General features: G+C 63.1%; 21 protein-coding genes. 8 read left to right on the top strand and 13 right to left on the bottom strand.

The annotated features are described in order from the left end of the window. The first annotated feature begins 7 nt into the window (after positions 1–7). From VE092_RS04405 to VE092_RS04395, 3 genes are all read left to right on the top strand, one after another. Complete coding sequence (locus VE092_RS04405) at positions 8–715, top strand: glutathione S-transferase N-terminal domain-containing protein (RefSeq protein ID WP_234293675.1); 708 nt, start codon at positions 8–10, stop codon at positions 713–715. A gap of 79 nt (positions 716–794) precedes the next feature. Further along, a complete protein-coding gene (locus VE092_RS04400) occupies positions 795–1,916 on the top strand; it encodes an alpha/beta hydrolase family esterase (RefSeq protein ID WP_324874181.1) in 1,122 nt (373 codons plus the stop codon). A gap of 63 nt (positions 1,917–1,979) precedes the next feature. Continuing rightward, complete coding sequence (locus VE092_RS04395) at positions 1,980–2,135, top strand: hypothetical protein (RefSeq protein ID WP_166757930.1); 156 nt, start codon at positions 1,980–1,982, stop codon at positions 2,133–2,135. 96 nt (positions 2,136–2,231) lie between these two features. Here the strand turns inward: VE092_RS04395 and VE092_RS04390 are convergent, their stop codons facing one another. The 9 genes from VE092_RS04390 to VE092_RS04350 all read right to left on the bottom strand — a co-directional run bounded on the left by VE092_RS04390 (position 2,232) and on the right by VE092_RS04350 (position 13,198). Then, positions 2,232–2,657 (bottom strand): YXWGXW repeat-containing protein, encoded by a 426-nt coding sequence (locus VE092_RS04390; protein ID WP_324874178.1) that lies wholly within the window; start codon positions 2,655–2,657, stop codon positions 2,232–2,234. A gap of 83 nt (positions 2,658–2,740) precedes the next feature. Beyond that, complete coding sequence (alaC, locus tag VE092_RS04385; RefSeq protein ID WP_324874176.1) at positions 2,741–4,027, bottom strand: alanine transaminase; 1,287 nt, start codon at positions 4,025–4,027, stop codon at positions 2,741–2,743. A 307-nt stretch (positions 4,028–4,334) separates the two neighbouring features. Next, positions 4,335–5,606: a phenylacetate--CoA ligase family protein gene (locus VE092_RS04380; protein WP_324874174.1), complete on the bottom strand. Its 1,272-nt coding sequence runs from the start codon at positions 5,604–5,606 to the stop codon at positions 4,335–4,337. A gap of 11 nt (positions 5,607–5,617) precedes the next feature. Next, complete coding sequence (locus VE092_RS04375; RefSeq protein ID WP_324874172.1) at positions 5,618–6,481, bottom strand: ABC transporter ATP-binding protein; 864 nt, start codon at positions 6,479–6,481, stop codon at positions 5,618–5,620. Between the two features lie 67 nt (positions 6,482–6,548). Further along, on the bottom strand, positions 6,549–7,880 hold the full coding sequence (locus tag VE092_RS04370; RefSeq protein WP_324874170.1) for an ABC transporter substrate-binding protein: 1,332 nt from the start codon (positions 7,878–7,880) through the stop codon (positions 6,549–6,551). A 99-nt stretch (positions 7,881–7,979) separates the two neighbouring features. Continuing rightward, on the bottom strand, positions 7,980–9,056 hold the full coding sequence (locus VE092_RS04365) for a branched-chain amino acid ABC transporter permease (RefSeq protein ID WP_006463903.1): 1,077 nt from the start codon (positions 9,054–9,056) through the stop codon (positions 7,980–7,982). Between the two features lie 233 nt (positions 9,057–9,289). Next, a complete protein-coding gene (locus VE092_RS04360; RefSeq protein WP_006463904.1) occupies positions 9,290–10,204 on the bottom strand; it encodes a branched-chain amino acid ABC transporter permease in 915 nt (304 codons plus the stop codon). 75 nt (positions 10,205–10,279) lie between these two features. After that, a complete protein-coding gene (locus VE092_RS04355; protein WP_324874167.1) occupies positions 10,280–11,161 on the bottom strand; it encodes an ABC transporter ATP-binding protein in 882 nt (293 codons plus the stop codon). A 75-nt stretch (positions 11,162–11,236) separates the two neighbouring features. Continuing rightward, positions 11,237–13,198, bottom strand: a complete 1,962-nt coding sequence (locus VE092_RS04350) for an AMP-dependent synthetase/ligase (RefSeq protein WP_324874165.1) — start codon at positions 13,196–13,198, stop codon at positions 11,237–11,239. Between the two features lie 270 nt (positions 13,199–13,468). Between VE092_RS04350 and VE092_RS04345 the strand changes: the two genes are divergently transcribed. Next, on the top strand, positions 13,469–14,146 hold the full coding sequence (locus tag VE092_RS04345) for a Crp/Fnr family transcriptional regulator (RefSeq protein ID WP_324874163.1): 678 nt from the start codon (positions 13,469–13,471) through the stop codon (positions 14,144–14,146). A gap of 94 nt (positions 14,147–14,240) precedes the next feature. On the opposite strand, the gene VE092_RS04340 is transcribed toward VE092_RS04345, so the two are convergent. The 4 genes from VE092_RS04340 to VE092_RS04325 all read right to left on the bottom strand — a co-directional run bounded on the left by VE092_RS04340 (position 14,241) and on the right by VE092_RS04325 (position 18,973). Further along, positions 14,241–14,714: a response regulator gene (locus VE092_RS04340; protein ID WP_324874162.1), complete on the bottom strand. Its 474-nt coding sequence runs from the start codon at positions 14,712–14,714 to the stop codon at positions 14,241–14,243. Positions 14,715–14,968: 254 nt separating this feature from the next. Then, positions 14,969–15,619: a response regulator gene (locus VE092_RS04335; RefSeq protein ID WP_008329401.1), complete on the bottom strand. Its 651-nt coding sequence runs from the start codon at positions 15,617–15,619 to the stop codon at positions 14,969–14,971. After that, positions 15,620–17,083 (bottom strand): hybrid sensor histidine kinase/response regulator, encoded by a 1,464-nt coding sequence (locus VE092_RS04330; RefSeq protein ID WP_324874159.1) that lies wholly within the window; start codon positions 17,081–17,083, stop codon positions 15,620–15,622. It lies immediately after the preceding gene. A 105-nt stretch (positions 17,084–17,188) separates the two neighbouring features. Further along, positions 17,189–18,973 (bottom strand): sensor histidine kinase, encoded by a 1,785-nt coding sequence (locus tag VE092_RS04325; protein ID WP_324874157.1) that lies wholly within the window; start codon positions 18,971–18,973, stop codon positions 17,189–17,191. Between the two features lie 423 nt (positions 18,974–19,396). Here VE092_RS04325 and VE092_RS04320 point away from each other — a divergent pair, with 423 nt between their 5' ends. The 4 genes from VE092_RS04320 to VE092_RS04305 all read left to right on the top strand — a co-directional run bounded on the left by VE092_RS04320 (position 19,397) and on the right by VE092_RS04305 (position 23,696). Then, a complete protein-coding gene (locus tag VE092_RS04320) occupies positions 19,397–19,885 on the top strand; it encodes a spore coat U domain-containing protein (protein ID WP_324874155.1) in 489 nt (162 codons plus the stop codon). A 352-nt stretch (positions 19,886–20,237) separates the two neighbouring features. After that, on the top strand, positions 20,238–20,888 hold the full coding sequence (locus VE092_RS04315; protein ID WP_324874153.1) for a fimbrial biogenesis chaperone: 651 nt from the start codon (positions 20,238–20,240) through the stop codon (positions 20,886–20,888). After that, positions 20,885–23,188 (top strand): fimbria/pilus outer membrane usher protein, encoded by a 2,304-nt coding sequence (locus VE092_RS04310; protein WP_324874151.1) that lies wholly within the window; start codon positions 20,885–20,887, stop codon positions 23,186–23,188. Before VE092_RS04315 ends, VE092_RS04310 begins: the two co-directional genes overlap by 4 nt. 25 nt (positions 23,189–23,213) lie before the next feature. Next, positions 23,214–23,696, top strand: a complete 483-nt coding sequence (locus VE092_RS04305) for a spore coat U domain-containing protein (protein WP_324874149.1) — start codon at positions 23,214–23,216, stop codon at positions 23,694–23,696. Positions 23,697–23,892 lie beyond the last annotated feature (196 nt).

Below are 23,892 nucleotides of genomic sequence, written 5' to 3'. Positions count from 1 at the left end.
GCCCCACATGAGCCATCCCTTGTCTGCTTTCCCCATCGACCAGAAATGGCCGGCGCAACATCCCGAACGTATCCAGCTGTACTCGCTGCCCACGCCCAATGGCGTGAAGGTGTCGATCATGCTGGAAGAAACCGGCCTGCCCTACGAAGCCCATCTGGTGAGCTTCGAGACCAATGACCAGATGTCGCCGGCCTTCCTGTCGCTGAACCCGAACAACAAGATTCCGGCCATCATCGATCCCGACGGCCCGGGCGGCAAGCCGCTGCCGCTGTTCGAATCCGGCGCCATCCTGCTATACCTGGCCGAAAAGAGCGGCAAGTTCCTGCCGCAGGATGCCGCCGCACGCTACCAGGTGATCCAGTGGGTGATGTTCCAGATGGGCGGCGTCGGTCCGATGTTTGGTCAGCTGGGCTTCTTCCATCGCTTCGCCGGCAAGGAATACGAGGACAAGCGGCCGCGCGACCGCTACGTCAACGAGTCCAAACGCCTGCTGGGCGTCATGGACAAGCAACTGGCGCAGCATCAGTGGCTGGCCGGCGACGAATACTCCATCGCCGATATCGCGACCTTCCCCTGGATTCGCAACCTGATCGGCTTCTACGAAGCGGCCGAGCTGGTCGGCTTCAAGGATTTCCCGAACGTGGCGCGTGCGCTGGAAGCCTTCGTGGCGCGTCCGGCCGTGGTGCGCGGCCTGAACATCCCGGCCCGCGGCTGAGCCGGCGAGTAGGTACGGCTACCGGCGCAGGGTGTAAATCGCTTTGCGTCGGTACGTCATGGGCATTACCATCACGAAAATGTCCACTATCGTTGACCAATGGTCAACCCTGCCTGCCCACGCACCCATGACGCTTTGCTTCCCGAAACACCACCGTCCCCCACGCGCACTGCGCCGTGCCGTGCTGGCGGCCGTGTGCGGCCTGTCGCTGCTGACGGCCCTGCCCGGCCAGGCGGTCGATCTCTCCCTCAAGACCCTGCGCGTGGGCAATCTCTCGCGCGCCTATTTTTCCGAACGCAATGTGGTCGGCGAAGCCCTGCCGCTGATCATCGCCCTGCATGCCAGCGGTTCCAGCGGCTCGCTGATGGCCCGCGCCACCGGCCTGACCGAGATTGCCGAGGCGGCCGGCTACATGATCGTCTACCCTAACGGTACCGGCCTGGCCATTGACGCCCGCACCTGGAATTCGGGCGGCTGCTGCGGCTACGCGCAGATGCACAAGGTCGATGACGTGGCCTTCCTGCGGGCTCTGGTCGACAAGCTGGTGGCCGACGGCCTGGCCGACCGCCAGCGCATCTACCTGGTTGGTGTCTCCAACGGCGGCATGATGGCCTATCGTATGGCAGCCGAAGCCCCCGAACTATTCAGGGCGGTGGCGGTGGTCAGCGCGGTACTGGACGTGCCACCCGAAACCGTCAAGGCCCCCATGCCGCTGCTGCACATCCACGGCAGCGACGACCCCTTCATCCCCTTCCTGGGTGGCATGGGCAAGCAGGAAGTCTCGCAGGTGCCACGCCTGTCGGTGGCCCGCAGCATCGAAGCCTTCATCAAGGCCGACGGCGCCAATCCGCGCCCGACCGTCAACGACATCCCCGACACCGCCGGCGACGGCACCACCATCCGCCAATACACCTACGCCAGCAAGACCGATCCGCAGGCGGTGGTGCTGTATGAGGTCAAGGGCGGCGGACATGCCTGGCCGGGTGGCGTGGTACCCATCATCAATGGTGGCAAGTCCTCGCAGAACCTGGATACCTCGCGCACCGTGGTCAGCTTCTTCAATGCCCACGGCGGGGGCCGCAAGAACGAAGCCGAGGACGACCAGTTGCCACCGGGCGCGACACCGCTCAAGCCGGCCGCCAATGCCGCCCCCAGGGCGCCGGCGACGACGCCCCCGGCAGCCAGTCCCGCAGCGCGCTGACGTCACCACGACGGCCAAATCGCACTATCATAGCGGCAGCGTTCAACCCTCATCGCCATGACAATGAAAAGACTCCTGACCAGCATCCTGATCGCCATCGTCCTGTACTTCCTGCTACCCTTCGTCGGCAAGCTCATTCCCCACTACCGACTGGCTGTGATCTGCATCACGGCCGGCATCGTCTCCTTCGCCATCTCGGCCTTGATGGACAAGACCTGAGGCAGTTTCCTGCGCCCAAAAAAATCGGCCACGATGCTTTCACATCGCGGCCGATTTTTCTTGGCTTGTCCGGTCTCGCACTATCCTGCAGCTGGATCAGCACTCACCCTTGCGCGCATGACCCGGGGGACAGCCCGGACCATGACCGGGTCCGCCACCCGGACCGCGATCATCATCGCGATCATGGTGACGCGGACCGCGACCCGGTGGCGGCCCACCGCGCCAGCCGCCGCGCTGGAGTTCCCAGCCACGCGGACCCTGATGCCAGACCGGGGCGGCATAGACATAACCGGGCCGTTCACGCAGCCAATGGCCCTCGCGCCACACATGACGATGACCATCCCAGTCCCAGAAGCCAGGCGCCCACACGTAACCGTGACGCGGCGGCGGCAAGGGCTCGGCGCGGGGCGGCGGCGGTGCGCCGATATTGATGTTGACCGACACCTGGGCCTGCGCCACCGGCAGGACGGCAGCGCAGGCTGTGACTGCGATCAGGGCGGCGAATATTGTTTTTTTAATCATATTAGTCATCAATAAACTGAAGGTTCAGCTAAGACCTCAGCAAGGCGACGCAGTTCCGGCGTGGCCTTGCCTGTGGCCCGGCCTCACGCCCCCTTGGCGTTCTTGAACATGGTCTTGATGCCGCGAATGGCCTGGCGGATGCGGGACTCGTTCTCAATCAGGGCGAAGCGCACGTACTCGTCACCATATTCGCCGAAGCCGATACCAGGCGAGACGCAGACCTTGGCCTGCTCCAGCAGGATGCGCGAGAACTCCAGCGAGCCGAACTGGCGATACGGTTCCGGGATGCGCGCCCAGATGTACATCGAGGCCTTGGGTACATCGACCATCCAGCCGGCCTCGTGCAGGCCCTTGACCAGCACGTTGCGGCGCTTTTCGTAGTTGGCGCGGATTTCCTCCACGCAAGCCTGGTCGCCCTCCAGCGCGGCAATAGCCGCCACCTGCACCGGCGTGAAGCTGCCGTAGTCGTGATAGCTCTTGATGCGCGCCAGGGCCGCCACCAGACGGGCATTACCGACCATGAAGCCGATCCGCCAGCCGGCCATGTTGTAGCTCTTGGAGAGGGTGAAGAACTCCACCGCGACCTCGCGCGCGCCCGGCACCTGCATGATGGACGGCGCTTTCCAGCCATCGAAGGTGATGTCGGCATAGGCCAGGTCATGCACCATCAGGATCTGGTGTTCCCGTGCCAGCTTGACCACCCGTTCGAAGAACTCCAGTTCCACGCATTGCGCGGTCGGGTTGGAGGGGAAGCCCAGGATCATCATCTTCGGCTTGGGATAGCTCTCGCGCACGGCGCGTTCCAGCTCGTCGAAGAAGTCCACGCCCGGGCTCATGCGCACCGAGCGGATATTGGCGCCGGCGATGACCGCGCCGTAGATGTGGATGGGATAGCTGGGGTTGGGCACCAGGACCGTATCGCCCTTGTCCAGGGTGGCCAGCATCAGGTGCGCCAGGCCTTCCTTGGAACCGATGGTGACGATGGCCTCGCTGTCGGGATCGAAGTCCACCTCGTAGCGGCTGCGGTACCAGTGCGCGATGGCGCGGCGCAGGCGCGGGATGCCCTTGGAGGACGAATAGCCGTGGGTATCGGGACGCTGCGCCACCTCCACCAGCTTCTCGACGATGTGCGGTGGGGTTGGACCATCGGGGTTGCCCATGGACATGTCGATGATGTCTTCACCACGCCGGCGCGCCGCCATCTTCAGTTCGGCAGTGATGTTGAAGACGTAGGGGGGCAGACGCTCAATGCGCGGGAAGCTGACTGGGAAGGCGTCGGCGGGTGCAGCAGAAGCGGAGGAAGGGGAAGAAGAGGAAGAAGAAACGTCAGGCGTGCGCGAGGAATCGCGCGAATCGGCGGATTGCGTCATGGAAGACTTTCACGTAAGCGCCCGGAACCGTCCGAGCGACGTTGGAACACATGTTCCGCGAATGATTCTATGCGCGAACCTTCATATGCACAAGCCGGGATGTGACTGATCGCAAGACATTTTGTGCATTCCTCCCTCACCATCGGTTCGGACTGAGCGGACCGAGTAGCGGCGCAGCCGCGTATCGAAGGCGGCGTGACGGCAGCAGCTCATGAGCGCCTTCGATACGGCCCTGACGGGCCTACTCAGTACGAACGGTCAGCCGCGGCGCGGGCTTGTCCGATGACGAAGCCCGCTGGCAAAGCATTCATTCGTACTTGCGCGCATCCTCGATCACCTTGCCATCATTGGGCAGGCTGCCCGGCGCCACCAGCAGGACCTCGCCGCGCAGCTTGGTCACATCCCGCAGGCTGCCGGCCAGCGCCGTGACATCGACCGCCGGATCAGCCGGGTCCCCCACTTCGCAATGCAGGGTCATGACGTCATTGGCCATCTCGCCGGACACCACCAGCCGCGCGCGCAGCACGTCGCCATGGCGGCGCAGCACATCGGCCACCTGCGAGGGATGGACGAACATGCCGCGCACCTTGGTGGTCTGGTCGGCACGGCCCATCCAGCCCTTGATGCGGGTATTGGTGCGCCCGCAGGGAGAGATGCCCTGTACCACCGCCGACAGGTCACCGGTACCGAAGCGGATCATCGGATAGTCGGGATTGAAGGAGGTCACCACCACTTCACCCACTTCCCCCTCGGCCACCGGATCGCCGGTGCCGGGCCGCACGATTTCCAGGATCAGCGATTCGTCCAGCACCATGCCGGGATGCACGGCGCCATCGCTCATGGTCTCGTAGGCGATATTGCCGATATCGGCCGAGGCATACAGCTGCAGTACCTGCGGTACGCCATGTTCATGGAACCAGTGGCGCAGCGACGGCGGCAACGCTTCGGCGCTGACCAGGGCACGCTGCACGCTGGAGATGTCGGCGCCCATTTCCTGCGCCTTCTCGATGATGATCTTGAGGAAGGACGGTGTGCCGACATAGGCATCTGGCTTCAGGGCCGTCATCGCATTGACCTGCAACTCGGTCTGGCCGATGCCGGCCGGAATGACCGCGCAACCCAGGCGGGCCGCCGCACCTTCGACCATGAAGGCAGCCGGTGTGAAATGGTAGGCAAAGCAGTTCTGCAGGATATGCCCGGCCTGCATGCCGAGCGCCTTCATGGGACTGGCAAAGCGCCACCAGTCGGCCGCATGGCCTTCGGGATCGTAGATCGGCCCGGGCGAGACGAACAGCCGCCGCAATTGACGTGCCGGTGTGGTGTTGAGCCCGCCGAAGGGGCTTTCGCGGGTCTGCAGTTCCTTCAGGTCCGACTTGCGCGTGACCGGCAATTGCGCCAGGTCGGCCCGCGAGCGGATGGCCGCGGCGTCGATACCGGCAAGGATGCGCGCCCAACCCGGCGCGGCCTGCGCACGCGCCAGCAGGGACGGCAAGGCCTGCATCAGCTGCGCTTCCCGCTGGGCCGGATCGCGTCGTTCCAGCGCATCCAGCTGCTGCATGAATTCGATGGGATCGGACATGGGCCTTCCCCTTACGCCAGCCAGCGCTTGCGGCGGCGGTAGAACTTCATGTCGCGGAAGTTCTTGCGCCCAGCGCCGGACACGCCCAGGTAGAACTCCTTGACGTCCTCGTTATCGGCCAGCTCGCGGGCTGCACCTTCCATCACCACCCGGCCGTTTTCCAGGATGTAGCCGAAGTCGGCATAGCGCAGGGCCACCATGGTGTTCTGTTCGGCCAGCAGGAAGGAGACCTTTTCCTTGCTGTTCAAGTCCTTGACGATCTCGAAGATCTCTTCCACGATCTGCGGCGCCAGGCCCATGGAGGGCTCGTCCAGCAGGATCATCGAAGGCTTGGCCATCATGGCGCGGCCGATCGCCGTCATCTGCTGTTCGCCACCGGAGGTATAGCCGGACTGCGACTTGCGCCGTACCTTCAGGCGCGGGAAATAATCGTAGATCTTTTCCAGCTCATGCTTCACCTCGGCATGGCTGATGCCACGGGTATAGGCCCCGGTGAGCAGGTTCTCTTCCACGGTAAGGTGACCGAAGCAATGGCGCCCTTCCATCACCTGGATCACGCCACGCTTGACCAGATCGTTGGGGGTCATGCGGTCCACCCGCTCGCCCCGGAACTCGATGCTGCCCTTGGTGACGTCGCCCCGCTCGGCATGCAGCAGGTTGGAGATGGCCTTGAGGGTGGTGCTCTTGCCGGCACCGTTGGCACCCAGCAGCGCCACGATCTTGCCCTCCGGCACGTCCAGCGAGACGCCCTTCAGGACCAGGATCACGTGGTCATAGATCACTTCGATATTGTTGATGGCCAAGGCCTTGGCCTGCGCCGGGGCGGTTGCGCTGTAGACGGTGCTGGCACTGGTCGGAATCGGTGTGGCATTCATGGTCTGTCGCATTTCCAAAAAAGCACCGGCGGCGGTGGGAGACGAGCAAGGCCGCCGGCGCAAGCGCCTACTTCATGCAGGCAGGAGTGATGCCTTTTTCTTTTGCGTATTTCGCAGCGGAAGCCTTGAACAGCGGGTGGATCAGGTTCTTGTTACCCTCGATCCAGTCCGACACCAGCACCCACTTGCTGCCGTCCCATTGCTGGATCTTCACCTTGCCCGATCCTTCGTGGTTTTCGCAGGAGGTCTTGATCTCCGGCAGCAGTCCGGTGGCGCCCAGGGCCTTCAGGCGGGCATCGGTGATGTTGAGGTTTTCAAAGCCCCAGCGCACCTGCTCGCCGCTCATGACCTTGCCTTTGCCGTATTTGTCCTGGGCGGTGCGCACCGCTTCCACGGTGGCAATCGCGGCCGACACGCCACGGTTGTAGAGGATGGAGCCGAGCTTGTTCTTGTCCTGCATGTTGCCCTTGCCCGCGCCATAGACCACCTTGTCGATATCGGCGATCACCGGGACATCCTTGCCGGCCACGTTCCAGGTCGCCGACAGATAGCCCTTGGCGGCTTCGCCTGCCGGAATGGTGTCTTCTTCCGAACCGGCCCACCAGGAACCGACGATCTTGTCACGCGGATAGCCGACCTTCTGCGCCGCCTTCAGCGCGGTTTGGTTCATCACGCCCCAGCCCCAGAAGATGACGTAGTCCGGGTTTTCCTGGCGGATGCGCAGCCACTGCGCGCCCTGTTCGTTGCCGGGGTGGGCCACCGGGATTTCCACCAGCTTGAACTTGCCGATGGAGGACTCGGCCTGCAGGGCCACGATGGGCTCCTTGCCATAGGCCGAATCGTGGTACAGGAAGACGATCTTCTTGCCGGCCAGCGAGCCATTGTTCTTGCCGGCCAGGTACTTGACGATGGCCGAGACCTGCATCTGGTAGGTCGTCACCAGCGGGAAGGCATACGGAAACACCGAGCCGTCCACCGCATCGGTACGGCCATAGCCGATCATCACCAGCGGCACCTTGTCCTCGGCGGTCTTGTCGATGAGGGCGTAGGAGATGCCGGTGGCCATGGGATTGATGGCCGTGCCGTGGGTGACCGTGTTCTTGTTCTTCATGCGCTCGTAGCACTCCACGCCCTTGGCATTGTTGTACTCGGTCTCGCACTCTTCCCAGGACAGCTTGACGCCATTGACGCCACCATCCTTGAGGTTGACGTAGTTCAGGTAGTCGACATAGCCGCCGTAGTAGGACTGGCCATTGGTCCCGTAGGGGCCGACGCGGTAGCTGGGGATGGCAATGAACTGGTCATTGGTCTGGGCCAGCGCCGGGGCCGCCGCCGACAGCAGGCTGGCGGCACAGGCGGTCGCCACTACCAGCTGCCTGAGATGCTTCATGGTCTTCATGGTCTCGTCTCCTTTATGTTGTCGTTGCCGACTTTTATCGGACGCCGGTGATCCGGCCCCCGCCTACCTTGATGCAGTGTTGCGCCACTGGGCGAACCCTCAGTGCGGGAACGGCCAAAGGCGCAGTTTTTCCTTGGCGATCTGCCACAGCCGCGCCAGCCCGTGCGGCTCGGCAATGAGGAAGAAGATGATCAGTGCGCCGAACACCATCATCTGGATGTGCGACACGGTGGCATTGGTGAACGGCAGGTGCAGCAGCGCGGCCAGCGGCGGCAGCGCGTTGTCCAGGAAGATCGGCAGCAGCAGGATGAAGGCCGAACCGAGGAAGGAGCCGAGGATGCTGCCGACACCGCCGATGATGATCATGAACAGGATGCGGAAGGACAGGTCCAGCGAGAAGCCGTCCGGCTCCACCGAACCCAGGTAGCAGAAGGCATACAGTGCCCCGGCCACGCCGCAGTAGAAGGAACTGACGGCGAAGGCGGTCAGCTTGGTGCGCATCAGGGGAATGCCGATCACCTCGGCGGCCACGTCCATGTCGCGCACCGCCATCCAGGCCCGCCCGGTGGAGGAACGCACCAGGTTCTTGGCCACCAACGCCAGCACGCTCACCACGGCCAGCACGAAGAGGTACTTGCGCACGGGGGTGTCGATGGCGATGCCGAAGAAATCGATCTTGGGGGTGCTGATCACGCCCGAGGAACTGTTGTTGGAGAACCAGGGGAACTTGGTCAGCGCCCACACCACGAAGAACTGCGCCGCCAGCGTGGCCACGGCCAGGTAGAAGCCCTTGATGCGCAGCGAAGGCAGCCCGAAGAGCACGCCCACCAGCGCCGCACAACCGCCCGAGAGCAGCAGCGTGGCGACGATGGGGATGCCCTCCACCCGCAGCTGGAAGTTGTAGGCCGCGTAGGCCCCCACCGCCATGAAGGCGGCCGACCCCAGCGAGAGCTGGCCGGCATAGCCGGTCAGCACATTCAGGCCCAGTGCGGCCAGCGCGAAGACCAGGAACGGCACCAGGATGGCCGAGAACCAGTATTCGCTGCCCAGCAGCGGCACGGCCACGAAGGCGAACACCATGAACAGCGTGAAGATGATGCGATCCTGGCGGATCGGGAAGATCTGGCTGTCGGCGATGTAGCTTGTCTTGAATTGTCCTGCTTCACGGTACAGCATCATGTTCTCCTTGTTCCTGCTCTTGCTCAATCCATCTGGCACCGTTCGTCCTGAGTAGCGGCGCAGCCGCGTATCGAAGGCGCGCCGTCAGCAAGCGCAGGAGCGCCCCTTCGACAGGCTCAGGACAGGCTTCGATACGGCCCTGATGGGCCTACTCAGTCCGAACGGTGGTCTGAGGTGCAAGCCGTCTCATTCAATCGATCCATATTGAAACAGTTGGAATCTGCACTTTGTCATACCCGGTCGATATGCCGCTCGCCAAACAGGCCTTCCGGCCGGACCAGCAAAAACAGCAGCGCGAACACATACGGGAACCAGCCTTCGATGCCGCCGAAGTTGCCGCCGAAGGCATCCTGCATCACCGGGGGGATATAGATTTCCGCCAGCTTTTCGGAAGCGCCGATGATGAGCCCGCCCACGATCGCCCCGGGGATCGAGGTGAAGCCCCCCAGGATCAGCACCGGCAAGGCCTTCAGCGCCGTCATGGTCAGCGCGAACTGCACGCCGTTGCGCGAGCCCCAGAGCAGGCCGGCGATCAGCGCCACGAAACCGGCCACGCCCCACACCACCGCCCAGATATGCTGCAGCGGGATGCCCAGCGACAGCGCGGCCTGGTGGTCATCAGCCACGGCCCGCAACGCCCGGCCCACCTTGGTCTTCTGGAAGAACAGCGCTAGCGCCGCCACCAGCGCCACCACCATGCCGGAGGCAAAGAGGTCGAACTTGGAAAGGCCGATGCCGACGCTGTCCATCACCGACTGGATCGGTTCGTCGACGATGCCCAGGTCAATCGGGCGCACTTCGCTGCCGAACAGCAAGGGCCCCAGACCTTCGAGGAAGAAGGTCAGGCCGATGGTGGCCATGAAGAGCGTGATCGGCGGCTGGTTGACCAGCTTGCGCAGCACGAAGCGTTCGGTGGCCAGGCCCACCAGGATCATCACCACGAAGGCACCGATGATGGCGGCCCACATCGGCATGCCCTTCTCCATCAGGCCCACCACCGCCAGCGCGGCGAAATAGACCATCGCCCCCTGCGCGAAATTGAACACGCCGGAGGCCTTGTAGATCAGCACGAAGCCCAGGGCCACCAGTGAATACATCAACCCGGAGAGCAGTCCGCTCAGGGTGACTTCGAGGAAGAATTGCATGTCGTCTCCTTGCTACCGCCTTCGATATTGTTTTTATTATTTATATTATTTACTGACTGCACGCCGATCCCGGACTCAGTGCGAGGTCCCCAGGTAGGCCTTGATCACTTCGGGATTGCTCATCACCTCGTCAGGCGTGCCGTCGCCGATCTTCTTGCCGTAGTCCAGCACCACCACCCGGTCGGAGATATCCATGACCACGCCCATGTCGTGTTCGATGAGCACGATGGTGGTGCCGAACTGGTCATTCACATCCAGCACGAAGCGACACATGTCCTGCTTTTCTTCCACGTTCATGCCGGCCATGGGCTCATCCAGCAGCAGCATGTGCGGTTCGGCCGCCAGCGCCCGCGCCAGTTCCACGCGCTTTTGCAGGCCGTAGGGCAGGCGTCCCACCGGGGTCTTGCGGATGTGCTGGATTTCCAGGAAATCGATCACCTCCTCGACCTTGTGGCGATGCGCGATTTCCTCGTTGCGGGCCGCGCCCCACCACATCGCATTGGAGAACAGGCCCGAGCGCATCTTGGTATTGCGCCCGGTCATGATGTTGTCCAGCACCGTCATGCCCTTGAAGAGCGCGATGTTCTGGAAGGTGCGGGCAATGCCCTGACGCGCGATGGCACTGGGATGCATGCCTAGGCGCGGCTGGCCGCGATAGAGGATCTGGCCTTTCTGCGGATGGTAGACGCCGTTGATGACGTTGATCATCGAGCTCTTGCCGGCACCGTTGGGGCCGATGATGGCGCGGATTTCATGTTCGCGAACATCGAAGGAAATGTCGGTCAGCGCCTTCACGCCACCGAAGGACAGCGAGATGTTCTGCAGGTCGAGGATGACCTCGCCGATGCGGCGCCCGTTGGCGGCCACGGCCGCTGCTTCTTCGTCGGGGCTGGTCACGGGTGGCAGGCCCGAGGGCAGGATTTCGGAAGACAGGTGTCGTTTCATGGTCGTATTCATTCAGCGGTGGTCTGGTCGGGCTACGCTGCTGGCCGGGCGCGCTGGCAAGGCGCCCGGGACGGGACTGCGTGCTGCTCAGGCGGCGCTTTGCAGCGTCTTGAAGGTCTTGGCCTCGGCGATCTTCAGGTCGGCCGCGATCATGCCCTGGCGGCCATCCTCGAACTTGACCTGGGTCTCGATGTATTGCGACGGGCGACCGTCGTAGAGCGCCTCGATCAACACCGCGTACTTGTCGGCGATGAAGCCGCGCCGGACCTTGCGGGTGCGGGTCAGCTCTTCATCGTCGGGGTCGAGTTCCTTGTGCAGGATCAGGAAGCGATGGACCTGTGAATCGGCCAGCAGCGGGTCGGCCACCAGGTCGGCATTGACCTTTTCCACGCATTCGCGCACCAGTTCGTACACTGCCGGATTGGCGGCCAGGTCGGTGTAGCCGCTGTAAGGCAGGTTGCGCCGTTCGGCCCAGTTGCCCACGGCATCCATGTCGATGTTGATGAAGGCCATGCACTGCTCGCGGCCGTTGCCGAAGGTCACCGCTTCCTTGATGAAGGGGAAGAACTTCAGCTTGTTCTCGATGTACTTGGGCGCGAACATGCTGCCGCAGGCCATCTTGCCGACATCCTTGGCGCGGTCGATGATCTTGAGGTGGCCGTCGCTGTCGAAGAAGCCGGCGTCGCCGGTGTGGAAGTAGCCGTTGGCGTCGATGGCTTCGGCGGTGGCGTCGGGGCGCTTGAAGTATTCCTTCATCAGGCCGGGCGAACGCACCAGCACTTCGCCGTTGTCGTCGATGCGCACTTCCACGCCCTTCATGGGGCGGCCCACGCTATCAAGCTTGACGTCGCCCGAGGGCTGCATGCACACCGTCACGCAGGTCTCGGTCATGCCATAGAGCTGCTTCAGGTTGATGCCCATGGAGCGATAGAAGTCGAACAGGTCGGGGCCGATGGCCTCGCCGCCGGTATAGGCCACGCGCAGGCGCGACATGCCCAGCACGTTCTTCAATGGCCCATAGACCAGCAGGTCGCCCAGCGCATATTGCAGCCGGTCCATCAGCGACACGCCCGGCTTGCCATCCAGGATGCGCATGCCGACCCGACGCGCCACCCGCATGAAGCCGTGGAACATCTTGCGCTTGAGCCAGCCCGCATCCTCGATGCGGATCATGACCTGGGTCAGGATGTTTTCATACACGCGCGGCGGCGCGAAGTAATAGGTCGGGCCGATCTCGCGCAGGTCGGTCATGACGGTATTGGGCGACTCCGGGCAGTTCAGGCAGAAACCGGCGACATGCTGCTGCGCGAAGGAGTACAGGAAATCACCCACCCAGGCCAGCGGCAGGTAGCACAGGATGTCGTCGTCCTGGTCCAGGTGATCGAACTCCACCAGCGTGGTGGCGGTGGTGATCATGGCCCGGTGCGAGTGGCACACGCCCTTGGGCTTGCCGGTGGTGCCGGAGGTATAGAGGATGATGGCGACGTCGTCGGGCGAACCGGCCGCGACCTCCTTTTCGAAGAAGTCGGGATGGGCGTGTTCGTAGGCGCGACCCAGTTCCTGCACGCGGGCAAAGGACAGCAGCTCGGGCTGGTGGTAGTTGCGCATGCCGCGCTCGTCGTCATAGATGACGTGGGCGATACGGGGCAGGTTTTCCTTGATCTCGAAGACCTTGTCGACCTGCTCCTGGTCTTCGGCCATGACGAAGTCGACGTTGGCGTCGGCCAGCACATAGGCCATGTCGGCGGCCGGTGCGTCCTGGTACAGCGGCACCGGCATGCCACCCAGCGCCTGGGCGGCGCTCATGGCCCAGTACAGGCGCGGGCAGTTGTTGCCGATGATGGCCAGGCTCATGCCGCGCTTGAAGCCCAGGGCCGCCAGGCCGCAGGCAAAGCTGCGCACCTCGTCGGCCACCTGGCGCCAGGTCGTGGTCTGCCAGATGCCCAGGTCCTTCTCGCGGAAGGCAGCCCGCTCGGGGCGTTGGCGGGCATGCGCCTGCAGCAGCCGCGGAAAGGTCGCAGCTTCCTTGTCTTGTCTCGTCTCCACCATCTTCCCACCTTCTTGTGCAGGTTCGAAAGATTCGCTTCATTCACTTGTCTGGGTGAGGAAGCGAACCCGGTGTCGGATCAGTCTGTGCCGCCAGGCTTACGCTGCTCTTACTGCGGCAGTCATTGTGTCTGGCGTGCCAGCTGTCCTGTCTCTATGTGTTGGCAGGGCTTGGGCCCAGGCCTTTTTTGCGATGATAGTAGAGTGAGAGGTTGCCAGTGGATGTCATCTCACCGACAATTGACAAAACTTTCGATATTGCGACGCATCATCATGGAGACATCAATTCGACGCATGCTGTCCAAGAGCATCTGGGCGCAGGCGCTGACCGAAGAGCAACTGGCCCGGGTGGAATCCGAAGTGGTCAGCCGCAAGATCCCCGCCGGTGGCTATGTCTGCCGCAAGGGTGACCCGGTGGCGCACTGGATCGGTGTGCATGAAGGCTTGCTGAAGATGAGCAGCGTCTCGCCCGAGGGCAAGACCGTGTCCTTCGCCGGCATGGCCAATGGCGGCTGGCTGGGCGAAGGCTCGCTGCTCAAGGACGAACCGCGCAAGTACGATGTGGTGGCACTGCGCGAGAGCGAATTGCTGTACATGCCCAAGGCCACCTACATCTGGCTGCTGGACAACAGCATTCCTTTCAACCGCTTCCTGGTGACGCAGTTGAACGAGCGCCTGGCGCTGTTCATTTCGCTGGTGGAATACGACCGCATGCTGGAGCCGGATGCGCGCGTGGCGCGTTGCCTGGCGGCCCTCTTCAATCCCTACCTGAACCCCGGCATCGGCCTGAATCTGCAGATCTCGCAGGAAGAGGTCGGCAATCTCTCCGGCACCTCGCGCCAGCGCGCCAACCAGGCTCTGCAGGTACTGGAAAAGGCCGGCCTGCTGAAGGTGGATTACGGCAGCATCACCATCAACGATCTGGACGGGCTGCGGCAGTTTCCCGGATGAAAGGCCAAATGGCCGTTGCCACCCAGCCATGAAAAAAGCGCGGTCACGACCGCGCTTTTTCGTTGGGAGCCCCGCCTGGAGGCGGGTGATCCGGTCAGGAAGCTGCCGCCGGGGATGCCGGGGCGTCTGCACCGGAACGTGCCGGGCGATTGCGATTGCGCCAGTAGATGCCGGTATCGACCACGGTACCCATGAATTCCTTGGGGTCGGTGGACTTGACGACGTAGCCGTTGGCGCCCAGTTCGTAGCTCTGGTTGATGTCGCGCTGGTCGTCCGAGGAAGAGAACATCACCACCGGGATGTGCGAGGTGGCGGCGTTGGACTTGATGATCTTCAGGAAATCGTGACCACTCATCAGCGGCAGGTTCAGATCGAGCAGGATCAGGTAGGGATGCAGGTCCTTGCGCTGCGCATAATCCCCCTGGAAGAAGAACTCCTCGGCCAGCTCCGCATCGGCAAACCAGGTCAGCTTGTCGGCCAGCTTGCGGCTGCCCAGCGCCAGGCGGGTCAACTCCGCCACTTCCGGGCTGTCGTCGACGAGGATGATGTCATATTGCTCGATATCCATGGATGGATCGCTTTCTTCAGTAAATTTCAAGCTGGAACTTATTCTTGTCTGCCTGGCCACATTCCGGCCATCCCGAACGTCTCACTGCCGCTTGCCCCCCTTGGCCAGCACTGCATGGACGGCCCTGCGACCTGGCTTCCAGCATCGGCGATACGCTGTAACACCAGTACCGACGCCGATTTCAGCACTGTCAGGGGATTATTGCACAGGCGATTTCAAAAAAAATCAGATTTTTCCTTAAACCCGCTTCCGCGTTACTTGTCGGGGGTGGCAATGCCGGTGCGGATGGCATAGCGCACCAGGCCCGGCACATCGCGGATATCCAGCCGCTCCATCAGCTGCGCCCGATGGGTCTCGATGGTCTTGGCGCTGACATTGAGCTGGTAGGCGATTTCCTTGGTATTGTTGCCCTCGGCGATCAGTTGCAGGATCTCGCGCTGGCGCGGGGTCAGCACCTCCACCGGCGTGCCATTCTGGGCCACCCGCTTCATGTAGTTGTCCAGAGCTTCGCGCGAGATGTGCGAATCCAGGTATTGCCGGCCATGCTTGACCTCGTAGAGCGCCTTTTCCAGTTCGGTGGCGGCGGAATCCTTGAACAGGTAGCCATTGGCCCCGGCATTCAAGGCCTGCATCACGTATTCCTCGCTGCCGTACATGGACAGCATCAAAAAGCGGATGGTGGGGTATTCGCCCCGCAAGCGCCGCAGCGCTTCCAGGCCGTTCATGCCCTTCATGGCGATGTCCAGCAGCACCAGGTCGGGTTTGAGCTGCGGGATCATCTCGATGACCTCGGCGCCATCGGAGGCCTCGCCCACCACTTCCACTCCCGGCATGGCGGTCAGCAATGCCTTGATGCCACTGCGCACCAGCGCGTGGTCGTCGGCCAGCATGATTCGGGTAAGCATCTACATCCTCCTGACGATAGGGGCGACCGGCAGGTGCATGACGATTTCCGTCCCTGCGCCGGGCGCCGAAGTGATATCCATGGAACCGCCCACCAGCACGGCCCGCTCTTCCATGTTGAGCAGTCCGAAGCTGGTGCCGGAAATGGCATTGCTGCGCGCGCGTTCGATGTCGAAACCTTTGCCGTCATCGCGGATGCTGAGATAGACCTGGTCCTGCTGGCGGTCGATCTTGACCCAGATGTTCTGGCATCTGGCGTGACGCAGGATATTGGTGACCGCTTCCTGCACGATGCGGAAAGCAGTGTTTTCGATGTCATGGTGCAACTCGCCGTCGTGACCGCTGCTTTCGAACCAGCCATTGACGTTGGCCAGCTTGGACTTCTGCTCCACATAGGAACGCAGGGCGGCGATCAGGCCCAGATTGTCCAGCTGCGGCGGGCGCAGGTCCAGCGACAGGCTGCGTACCTGGGCCAGCACGGCGGTGACGATGTCGATGCCGTTCTGCAGCGACGGGCCTTCCAGGGTGCCGGTCTTCTTGATGGTTTCCAGGTTGATCTTGAGTGCCGTCAGCGATTGGCCGACGTCGTCATGCAAGCCGCGCGCGAGGTGCTGGCGCTCGCGCTCCTGCACCTCGATCACGCGCGACGACAGCAGCTGCTGACGCTGGATCGCCAGCTCCAGTTCGCGCCGCGACTGCTCGCGCTCGGTGACGTCGATGGCCAGCCCGGCCACCATGTCGCCCTTGCCCTCTCCGCTGATGGGAAAACGCACCACGTCGAGGATGCGGGCATTGTGGTTGTGGTCGAAGACGGTTTCCTGGGTATGCAGCTCGACCTTTTCATCCAGCACCTTGCGATCGTATTCCTGCGAGGCCTGGGCCGCACCGGTGGTCATCAGTTCGGCGTCGGTCATGCCATCCATGTCGTGCGGGGTCATGCCGTAGAAGGCCGACTGCGCCGGATTGACATAGCTGTAGCGCAGTTGCGAATCCTTGATCCAGGTCGGCATCGGCGCGGCATTCATGAAGGCGTTGAAGCGCGCCTGCATCTCGCGCAGGGCCTGGGCGCTGGCGCGCTGCTTGCGCCGCGCCTGGGCGTCCCGCAGTTCGCGGTCGACCGCGTGCGGCAGGCGGGCGATGGCGCTCTTGAGGAAGTAATCCTGGGCACCGGCCTTCATCACCTCCACCGCAGTCTGCTCGCCGATGACGCCGGAGACGATGATGAACGGCGTCTGGTCGTTGTCAGCCTTGACCAGCTTCAGGGCTTCCACCCCGCTGAACATGGGCATGGAGTAATCCGAGATGACGATGTCCCAGCGCTGTTCGTGCAACGCCGCCAGCAGGGCCTGTTCGTCGTCGACCCGCTGCCAGGTGGGTTCGAAGCCGCCGCGCTTGAGTTCGCGCACCATCAGCACGGCATCTTCTTCCATGTCTTCGACGAACAGCACGCGTAGGGGAATGCTCATGGGACGGGTCTCTCTGACGATCGCTCGGTATTCGGCTCGGTATTGAGTTCGGTATCCAGCAGGGTTGGCGGGGCGCAATGCATGGGCACGTCTCCGGGCGGGTACTCAGCGCACATCGCCCAGATTGGGCAGGACACCCTTGCGCGGCAGCGAGAAATAGAAGCTCGCGCCCACCTTGGGAGTGCTCTCGGCCCAGACCCGGCCGGTATGGCGGATCACGATACGCTGCACCAGCGCCAGGCCGATGCCGGTGCCGGGATATTCCTCCTGACGGTGCAGCCGCTGGAAGGTACCGAACAGCTTGTGGGCATAGCGCATGTCGAAGCCCACGCCATTGTCATGCACGCCATAGATGTACTCCTCCGGCCCCACTTCCATGCTCACCCGTACCAGCGGCTCGTCGCTCTTGCTGCTGAACTTGACGGCGTTGGAGAGCAGGTTTTCCCACACCTGGGCGATCAGGCCACGATTGGCCACCGCGCCCTCCAGCGCATCCACCTCGAAGCGCACACCCGGGTTTTCCTGGCGCAGGCCGGCGATCACCTGCCCCACCAGCTCATCCATCGAGAACCGCTGCAGGGTCAACTCGCCGGTGGTGGACTTGGCGAGCTTGAGCAGGTCGTTGATCAGCTCATCCATCTTGCGCACGTTACGGCGGATCACCTGCAACTGCTCGCGGCCCTTCTCGTCGATGACGTGGGCGTAGTCTTCCTCCAGGATCATGGCATAGCCCGAGATGGCACGCAGCGGTGCCCGCAGGTCGTGCGAGACCGAATAGGAAAAACTCTCCAGTTCCTTGTTCACACTGTGCAGATGCTGGGCCTGGCGCTCCAGATCGGCATTGAGGGCTTCGATTTCATCCTCGGCCCGCTTGCGTTCGGAAATATCGTAGATGACGGTGCGACTGATCAGCTTGCTGTTGTCGCGACTGGGAATGGCGGTGGCATTGACCAGGGCCGTGAACTCACTGCCGTCGGCGCGGCGGAAGTCGAGGTCGATACCATTGATCTCGCGCTTGAGCAGGAATTGCGGATGCAGCTCGCGCTGGTAGCGTTCGGCGCTGCCTGGCGCCAGCAGATCGAGCTGGGTCATGCGTCCCACCACCTGCTCGCGGGTGTAGCCCAGCCATTTGAGCTCGGTATCGTTGATCTTGATGATGGTCTTGTCGGTCTCATCGACCGAGTGATAGCCGCAGGGCGCGTTGTTGTAGAGGTCTTCGATCTCGTCCGAATAGGCCTGGGCCCGTTGCTGGGCTTCCACCCGCCGGCTCATCTCGCGGCGCAGCTTGCTGTAGACCAGCACCAGCAGCGCGATACTGAGCAGGCTGCCGCTGACCACCATGAGAATGGTCAGGTCGGCGCTGGCAGCGGCGTCGTGGGCGCGCTTGGCCAGCAGCCCGGTCTCCTGGGCCTTCATTTCCTCGAAGGCGGTACGGATCTGGTCGCTCAGGTCCTTGCCCTCCAGCACCCGCTGGTGCCCTTCCTCGGGGCTGAGCTCCATGAGCCGGCGTGACAGACTCAGGCGCTGGGCTATCAGGTCTTCGGTACGGGCCAGCAGTTGCATCTGCGCCAGGTTGTCGCTCATCATCCCGCGCAGATCGCGCAGCAGCACCTCCAGCTGCCGCACGCCGGCATCGAAACTGTCCTGGTATTCGTGGTTGCCGGAGAGCGCATAGCCACGCGAATTGCTGACCACGTCGCGCACGGTCGAATTGGCAGCTTCCAGCTTGTTGATGACGGCATGGGTGTGCTGCAGCCAGACCGTGCGCTGTTCGAAATCGCGCACGCTGTAATAGGAAAAGCCCGCCACGCCCAGCGACAGCAGCAAGGCCAGCAGGAAGAAGATGCCGGTACTGGCACGTGCCAGTCCGCTTGGTCTAGTCATCGGCATGAATTACATCGGTCGCTGTTCATCGGTCTGCCAGTCACGTCATGCACTTGAGAGCCTGTTACCGGCCCACGCGTTCAAACCTGCGCACCGTCGCAGGGCCGCAGGGTCGCGCCATTCTTGAGCTTGGTCGTTCCGGGAGTGTGCTGCCGCAGGCACACGCCGACGCGGCACCCGCCCCCCACTTGATCGTCTGGCCGACGGCACTGCGCTGCTGCCGGCAGGTCTCCTGGCTGTCTGCAGAGATGCCGGACATAGCGATCTGGCATCAAATGTTTTCTTTCTGTCAGCAAATGGAAGCAAGTTCTTCCAATTTATCGAAAATGGTGTTGCTTGTCCGCATCTTTATATCCATTTTCAGAGTAATTATTCGAATTAATTCTATAATAGATTCCAGTTCTTACAGTGACCAGATGGCCTTGCACCATGATGAAAAATCCGCCTTTTCTGCTACTGGCCGCTGCATCGCTGGGCCTGAGCGTCAACGCGCTGGCCGTTTCCACCACCGGCCAGCTTGATATCAGCGCCGTGGTACCGACCCAATGCGTGGTGCAGAGCGCCGCCCTGCCCTTCGGCGTGTATTCCTCTACTGCCTTGCAACAGAATGCCCAGATCGGCGTGGCCTGCTCTGCCGGCACCAGCTATACCGTAAGCCTGGATGCCGGCACCGGCGCGGCCGGCAATGTGACCGCGCGCAAGCTCACCAGTGCCGACGGCGTCAATTCGCTCAACTACGCTCTGTACCAGGATGCGGCCCGCACCAAGGCCTGGGGTAACAGCAATGGCAGCGATACCGTGGCCGGCGTGGGCAATGGCACGACCCAGAATCTGCCGGTCTACGGCTACATCCCGGCCGGACAGACGCCGCGTGCCGGCAACTACAGCGACGTGGTGGCCATCACCCTGTCTTACTGATCCCAGCGCGTACAGGCGCCGCCGATCTCTGCTCTCATCGCCCGCATGGCGCGCCTTCCAACGGAAGCCGCGCCATTTTTCCGTGTCGACGATGAATGTCGACCACGTACTTTGATCATCCTGATATTCAACTTAACGAAAGGAAATATTTAACTTCCTGTCAAATTCTGTGGCTGGTTTGCAACTTTTTGTTTTCCATGTTCGGGTTTCGTTTTACTCTAGCAAAAAATTGACAAATACCTGACAACCAGAATGGAGATTTCGTAGCGTGACGAGATCAGGATCCATGTTGTGGCCGCTGGCACGCGCGTGTGCTCTGGCTGGCCTGTTGATGGCGGGGGGATGGCAGCAAGTGCATGCCTCCAATTTCGAGATCGCACCGGTGGTACTGGAACTGTCGTCTTCGCGTACGGCCGGGGTGATCAAGATCGTCAACAACGACAACCATAATGTGTCGCTGCAAATCCGTGCCTATGACTGGAACCAGGTGGACAGCAAGGATGATCTGCAGCCTACCCAGAACCTGATCATCAGCCCGCCGGTATTCAACCTGGCACCGGGCGCCTCCCAGGTGATCCGCGTCGTCTCCAGGCAGGCCGCAGGTGCCGGGGAAATCGCCTTTCGCCTGTTGATCGACGAGATTCCCTCGGCGGCCGAGGGGGCCACCATCAATTTCAAGTTCCGCATCTCGATGCCGGTGTTCATCGCGCCCACTGCGCCGCCCAAGGCCCAGCTTGAATATCAGTTACGTGCCGGCAAGCCGGTCCGGCTGCAGGTGCAGAATGTCGGCAACCGCCGAGCGCGGTTACTGGATCTGGCGCTGACCCTGCCCAACGGCAAGAAGATCAGCGCCCCCGCCGGCGGCAATCCCTATACCCTGGCCGGGATCACCCGCCAATACCTGATCGATACCGAGACCCCGCTTGCCGTCGGCAGCAAAGTCAAGATGACTGCCAACAGCGATGCCGGGCCGATTGATGCCGAACTCACCGTGGCGCCTTGAAGCGGCTGTCGCTGTGGCTGCTCTGGCTGCTCTGGCTGACGCTGCTGGCCGGCACGGTCCTGCAGGCGCGCGCTGCGGCCGGTGACGAACTGCTGTTGCTGGAAGTGTCGATCAATGGCCGCGCCACCGATCTGGTGGCGCAGTTCACCCGGCGCCAGCAGGCCCTCTTCGCCACCGCTGCCGAATTGCGCAGTTTGCGGCTGCGGGTCGATGGCGCCGACGACGAGCTCATCGCCCTGCGCGCCATCGCCACCGGCGTCGACCTCGACGAGGGCGCCGCCAAGATCAACCTGATGATCCCGGCCCGCTTCATGAACACCACCGACATCGACGCCACCAGTATTGCCAGCAGGGTCCCCTTGTCCGCGGGCGGGCGCGGGATGGTGCTGAACTACGACCTGCTGGCCTCCTCCAGCCAGGGGCAGCATGCGCTGGGCGGACTGTTCGATGCGCGCTGGTTCAGCGGCAGCGGCGTGCTCAGTTCGACCGGGCTGGGCTTCACCGGCAACAGCGGCGGCGTCTCGGCGCGACTGGAGACGACCTACACCTATTCCGAACCGGCCAGCCTGACGCGCTACCGGGTCGGTGACGTCATCAATGGCAGCCTGGCCTGGAGCCGCTCGGTGCGACTGGGCGGCTTCCAGTACGCCTCCGACTTCAACCTGAGGCCGGACCTGGTGCGCTTCCCCACACCATCGCTGGGGGGCGAGACGGTAGTGCCCTCGACGGTGGACCTGTTCGTCAACGGTGTGCGCCAGCTCTCGCAACCGGTGCCGCCCGGCCCGTTCGAAATCCGCCAGCCGCCGATCGCCAGCGGGGCCGGCCAGATCGCGGTGGCGGTCACCGATGAACTGGGCCGGCAGACCCTGCGTACCATCAATTTCTACGCAACCGACCGCCTGTTGAAGCCGGGCCTGTCATCCTACTCGGTCGAAGGCGGCTGGGTGCGCCGCAACTATGGATTGCGCAGCAACGACTATGGCCAGTTCGCCATGTCCGGCACGGCACGTCGTGGCGTAAGCGACGGCCTGACGCTGGAAGGCCACGCCGAAGCCATGCGCAGCCTGAAGCTGGCCGGCGGCGGCGCAGTGTTCAATCTGGGAAACCGCGCGGTCCTGGCCACCGCCCTGGCCGCCAGCAATGCCGAGCGCGGCAACGGGCAACAGCTCTCGCTGGCCATCGAGCGCAATGCCGATCCGGTGAGCATCTCAGTGAGCCGCACCCAGGCCACCCGCGACTACCAGGACATCGGTGCCATCCAGGGTGCAGCGGTCTCGCGCAGCGCCACCGTGGCTACGCTGGGCCTGAACCTGGGCCGTGGCGGATCGCTCAGCATGGCCTATGCGCGCAGCAAGAGTCCACTGCTGTTCACCGATACCGGCACCACCGGCCTGGCCGACAGCGAGACGGTCACGGTCACCTGGTTCAAGTCGGTGGGTAGCACTTCCAACATGTACCTGACGGCCTACCGCGATTTCCGCAACAGCGGCTACGGCGCCACCATCGGCCTGATCATTCCCTTCGGCGCGCGCGACGTGGCCGGTGCCAGCGTGAGCAACAACAATGGTCAGCGCACCACCACGCTGCAGGCCAGCCGCTCGACGGTGGCCATCGGCGACCTCGGCTGGCAGTTGCAGGACACCGAGGGCAGCTACCACCAGCGTATCGCCCAGCTCAACTACAAGAGCCGCTATGGCAGCCTCAGCGCCGCCGCTTCGCAAGCCGCCAACACCAACAGCCAGCGCCTGGGCGCGCGCGGTTCGGTCGCCTTCATCGATGGCAGCGGCTTCGCCGCCGACTGGATTGACGACAGCTTTGCGGTGGTCAACGCCGCCGGCGTCAAGAATGTCGGCATCTATACCGAAAACCGCTACGCCGGCCGCACCGACGACAATGGTCAGCTGTTGCTGACCGACCTGCGCGCCTACGACGTCAACAAGATATCGGTGGATGTGCTGGACCTGCCGCTGACCCTGCAGCTGGACCAGCCCGACCAGTACATCCGGCCGCGCGACCGTTCCGGCGTGGTGGTGCACTTCAACGCCCGGCGCGCCTCGGACGTGACCATCATCCTCAAGGATGCAGCTGGCCAGTTCATCCCGCTGGGCGCCAGCATCACGGTGCGCGAAACCGGCCTGCAGGCGCCGGTCGGCTATGACGGCGTGAGCTACCTGCAGGAACTGGCCCCGGTCAACACCCTGGACGTGCAGCTGCCCTCGGGCGCGCAATGCCACGCCACCCTGACACCGCCGCCGCGCAGCGAGGGCGGCATGAGCAACGAAGTCGTGATCTGCCGTTGAAGGGCGGCGGCATCATGGAGAACACATGAAGACGATCCCCCCATTCTGCCCGGCGTTGGCCTGGACCCTCCTCCTGCTGGTCGTCGCGCCGCTGCAGGCGCAGCAGGTCTGCTCGTCGGCCTCCAATCCGGTGGCGTTCGGCCTGTACGACCCGCAGTCCAGCGCCCACCTCGACAACACCGGCAGCATCACCGTGACCTGCCAGGCCACCGTGTCGCTGCTGATCGGCTATTCCGTCAAGCTCAGTGCCGGCAGCAGCGGTGCCTATTCACAGCGCAAGATGCTCAGCGGCACCAACAGTCTGAACTACCAGGTCTATACCGACGCGGCGCGCACGTCGATCTGGGGTGACGGCTCATCCAGCACCGGCTTCATCGCCGATGGCTATCTGCTGCAGGTGCTCACCCCGGTGGTCCGCACCTATACCGTCTACGGTCGCGTACCGGGCAGCCAGAACGTCAAGGCCGGAAGTTACCTGGATACCCTGACCGTATTGATCACCTATTGAGGGCAGTTGGCCGTCGTGTTGCGTAGTGTCGCGCTGGTGCCACTTTCCGGCAGCTCAGGTTTTCCCTGACGCCAATGGACGGGGGACTAGGGAATCGCCGGATGTCGTCGGCGACGCCTGGAAATTAAAGTGTCTCCATACCAGCGCTGCACAGGGAAGTTCTCGCAAGGGGCGAGGACGGGGCAGCCAGAACCGG

This window comes from Herbaspirillum sp. (assembly GCF_035644555.1).
Lineage (GTDB): Bacteria > Pseudomonadota > Gammaproteobacteria > Burkholderiales > Burkholderiaceae_D > Herbaspirillum.
The sequence above is the reverse complement of the archived record's forward strand: the minus strand, read 5'-3'. Positions and strand labels throughout refer to the sequence as shown.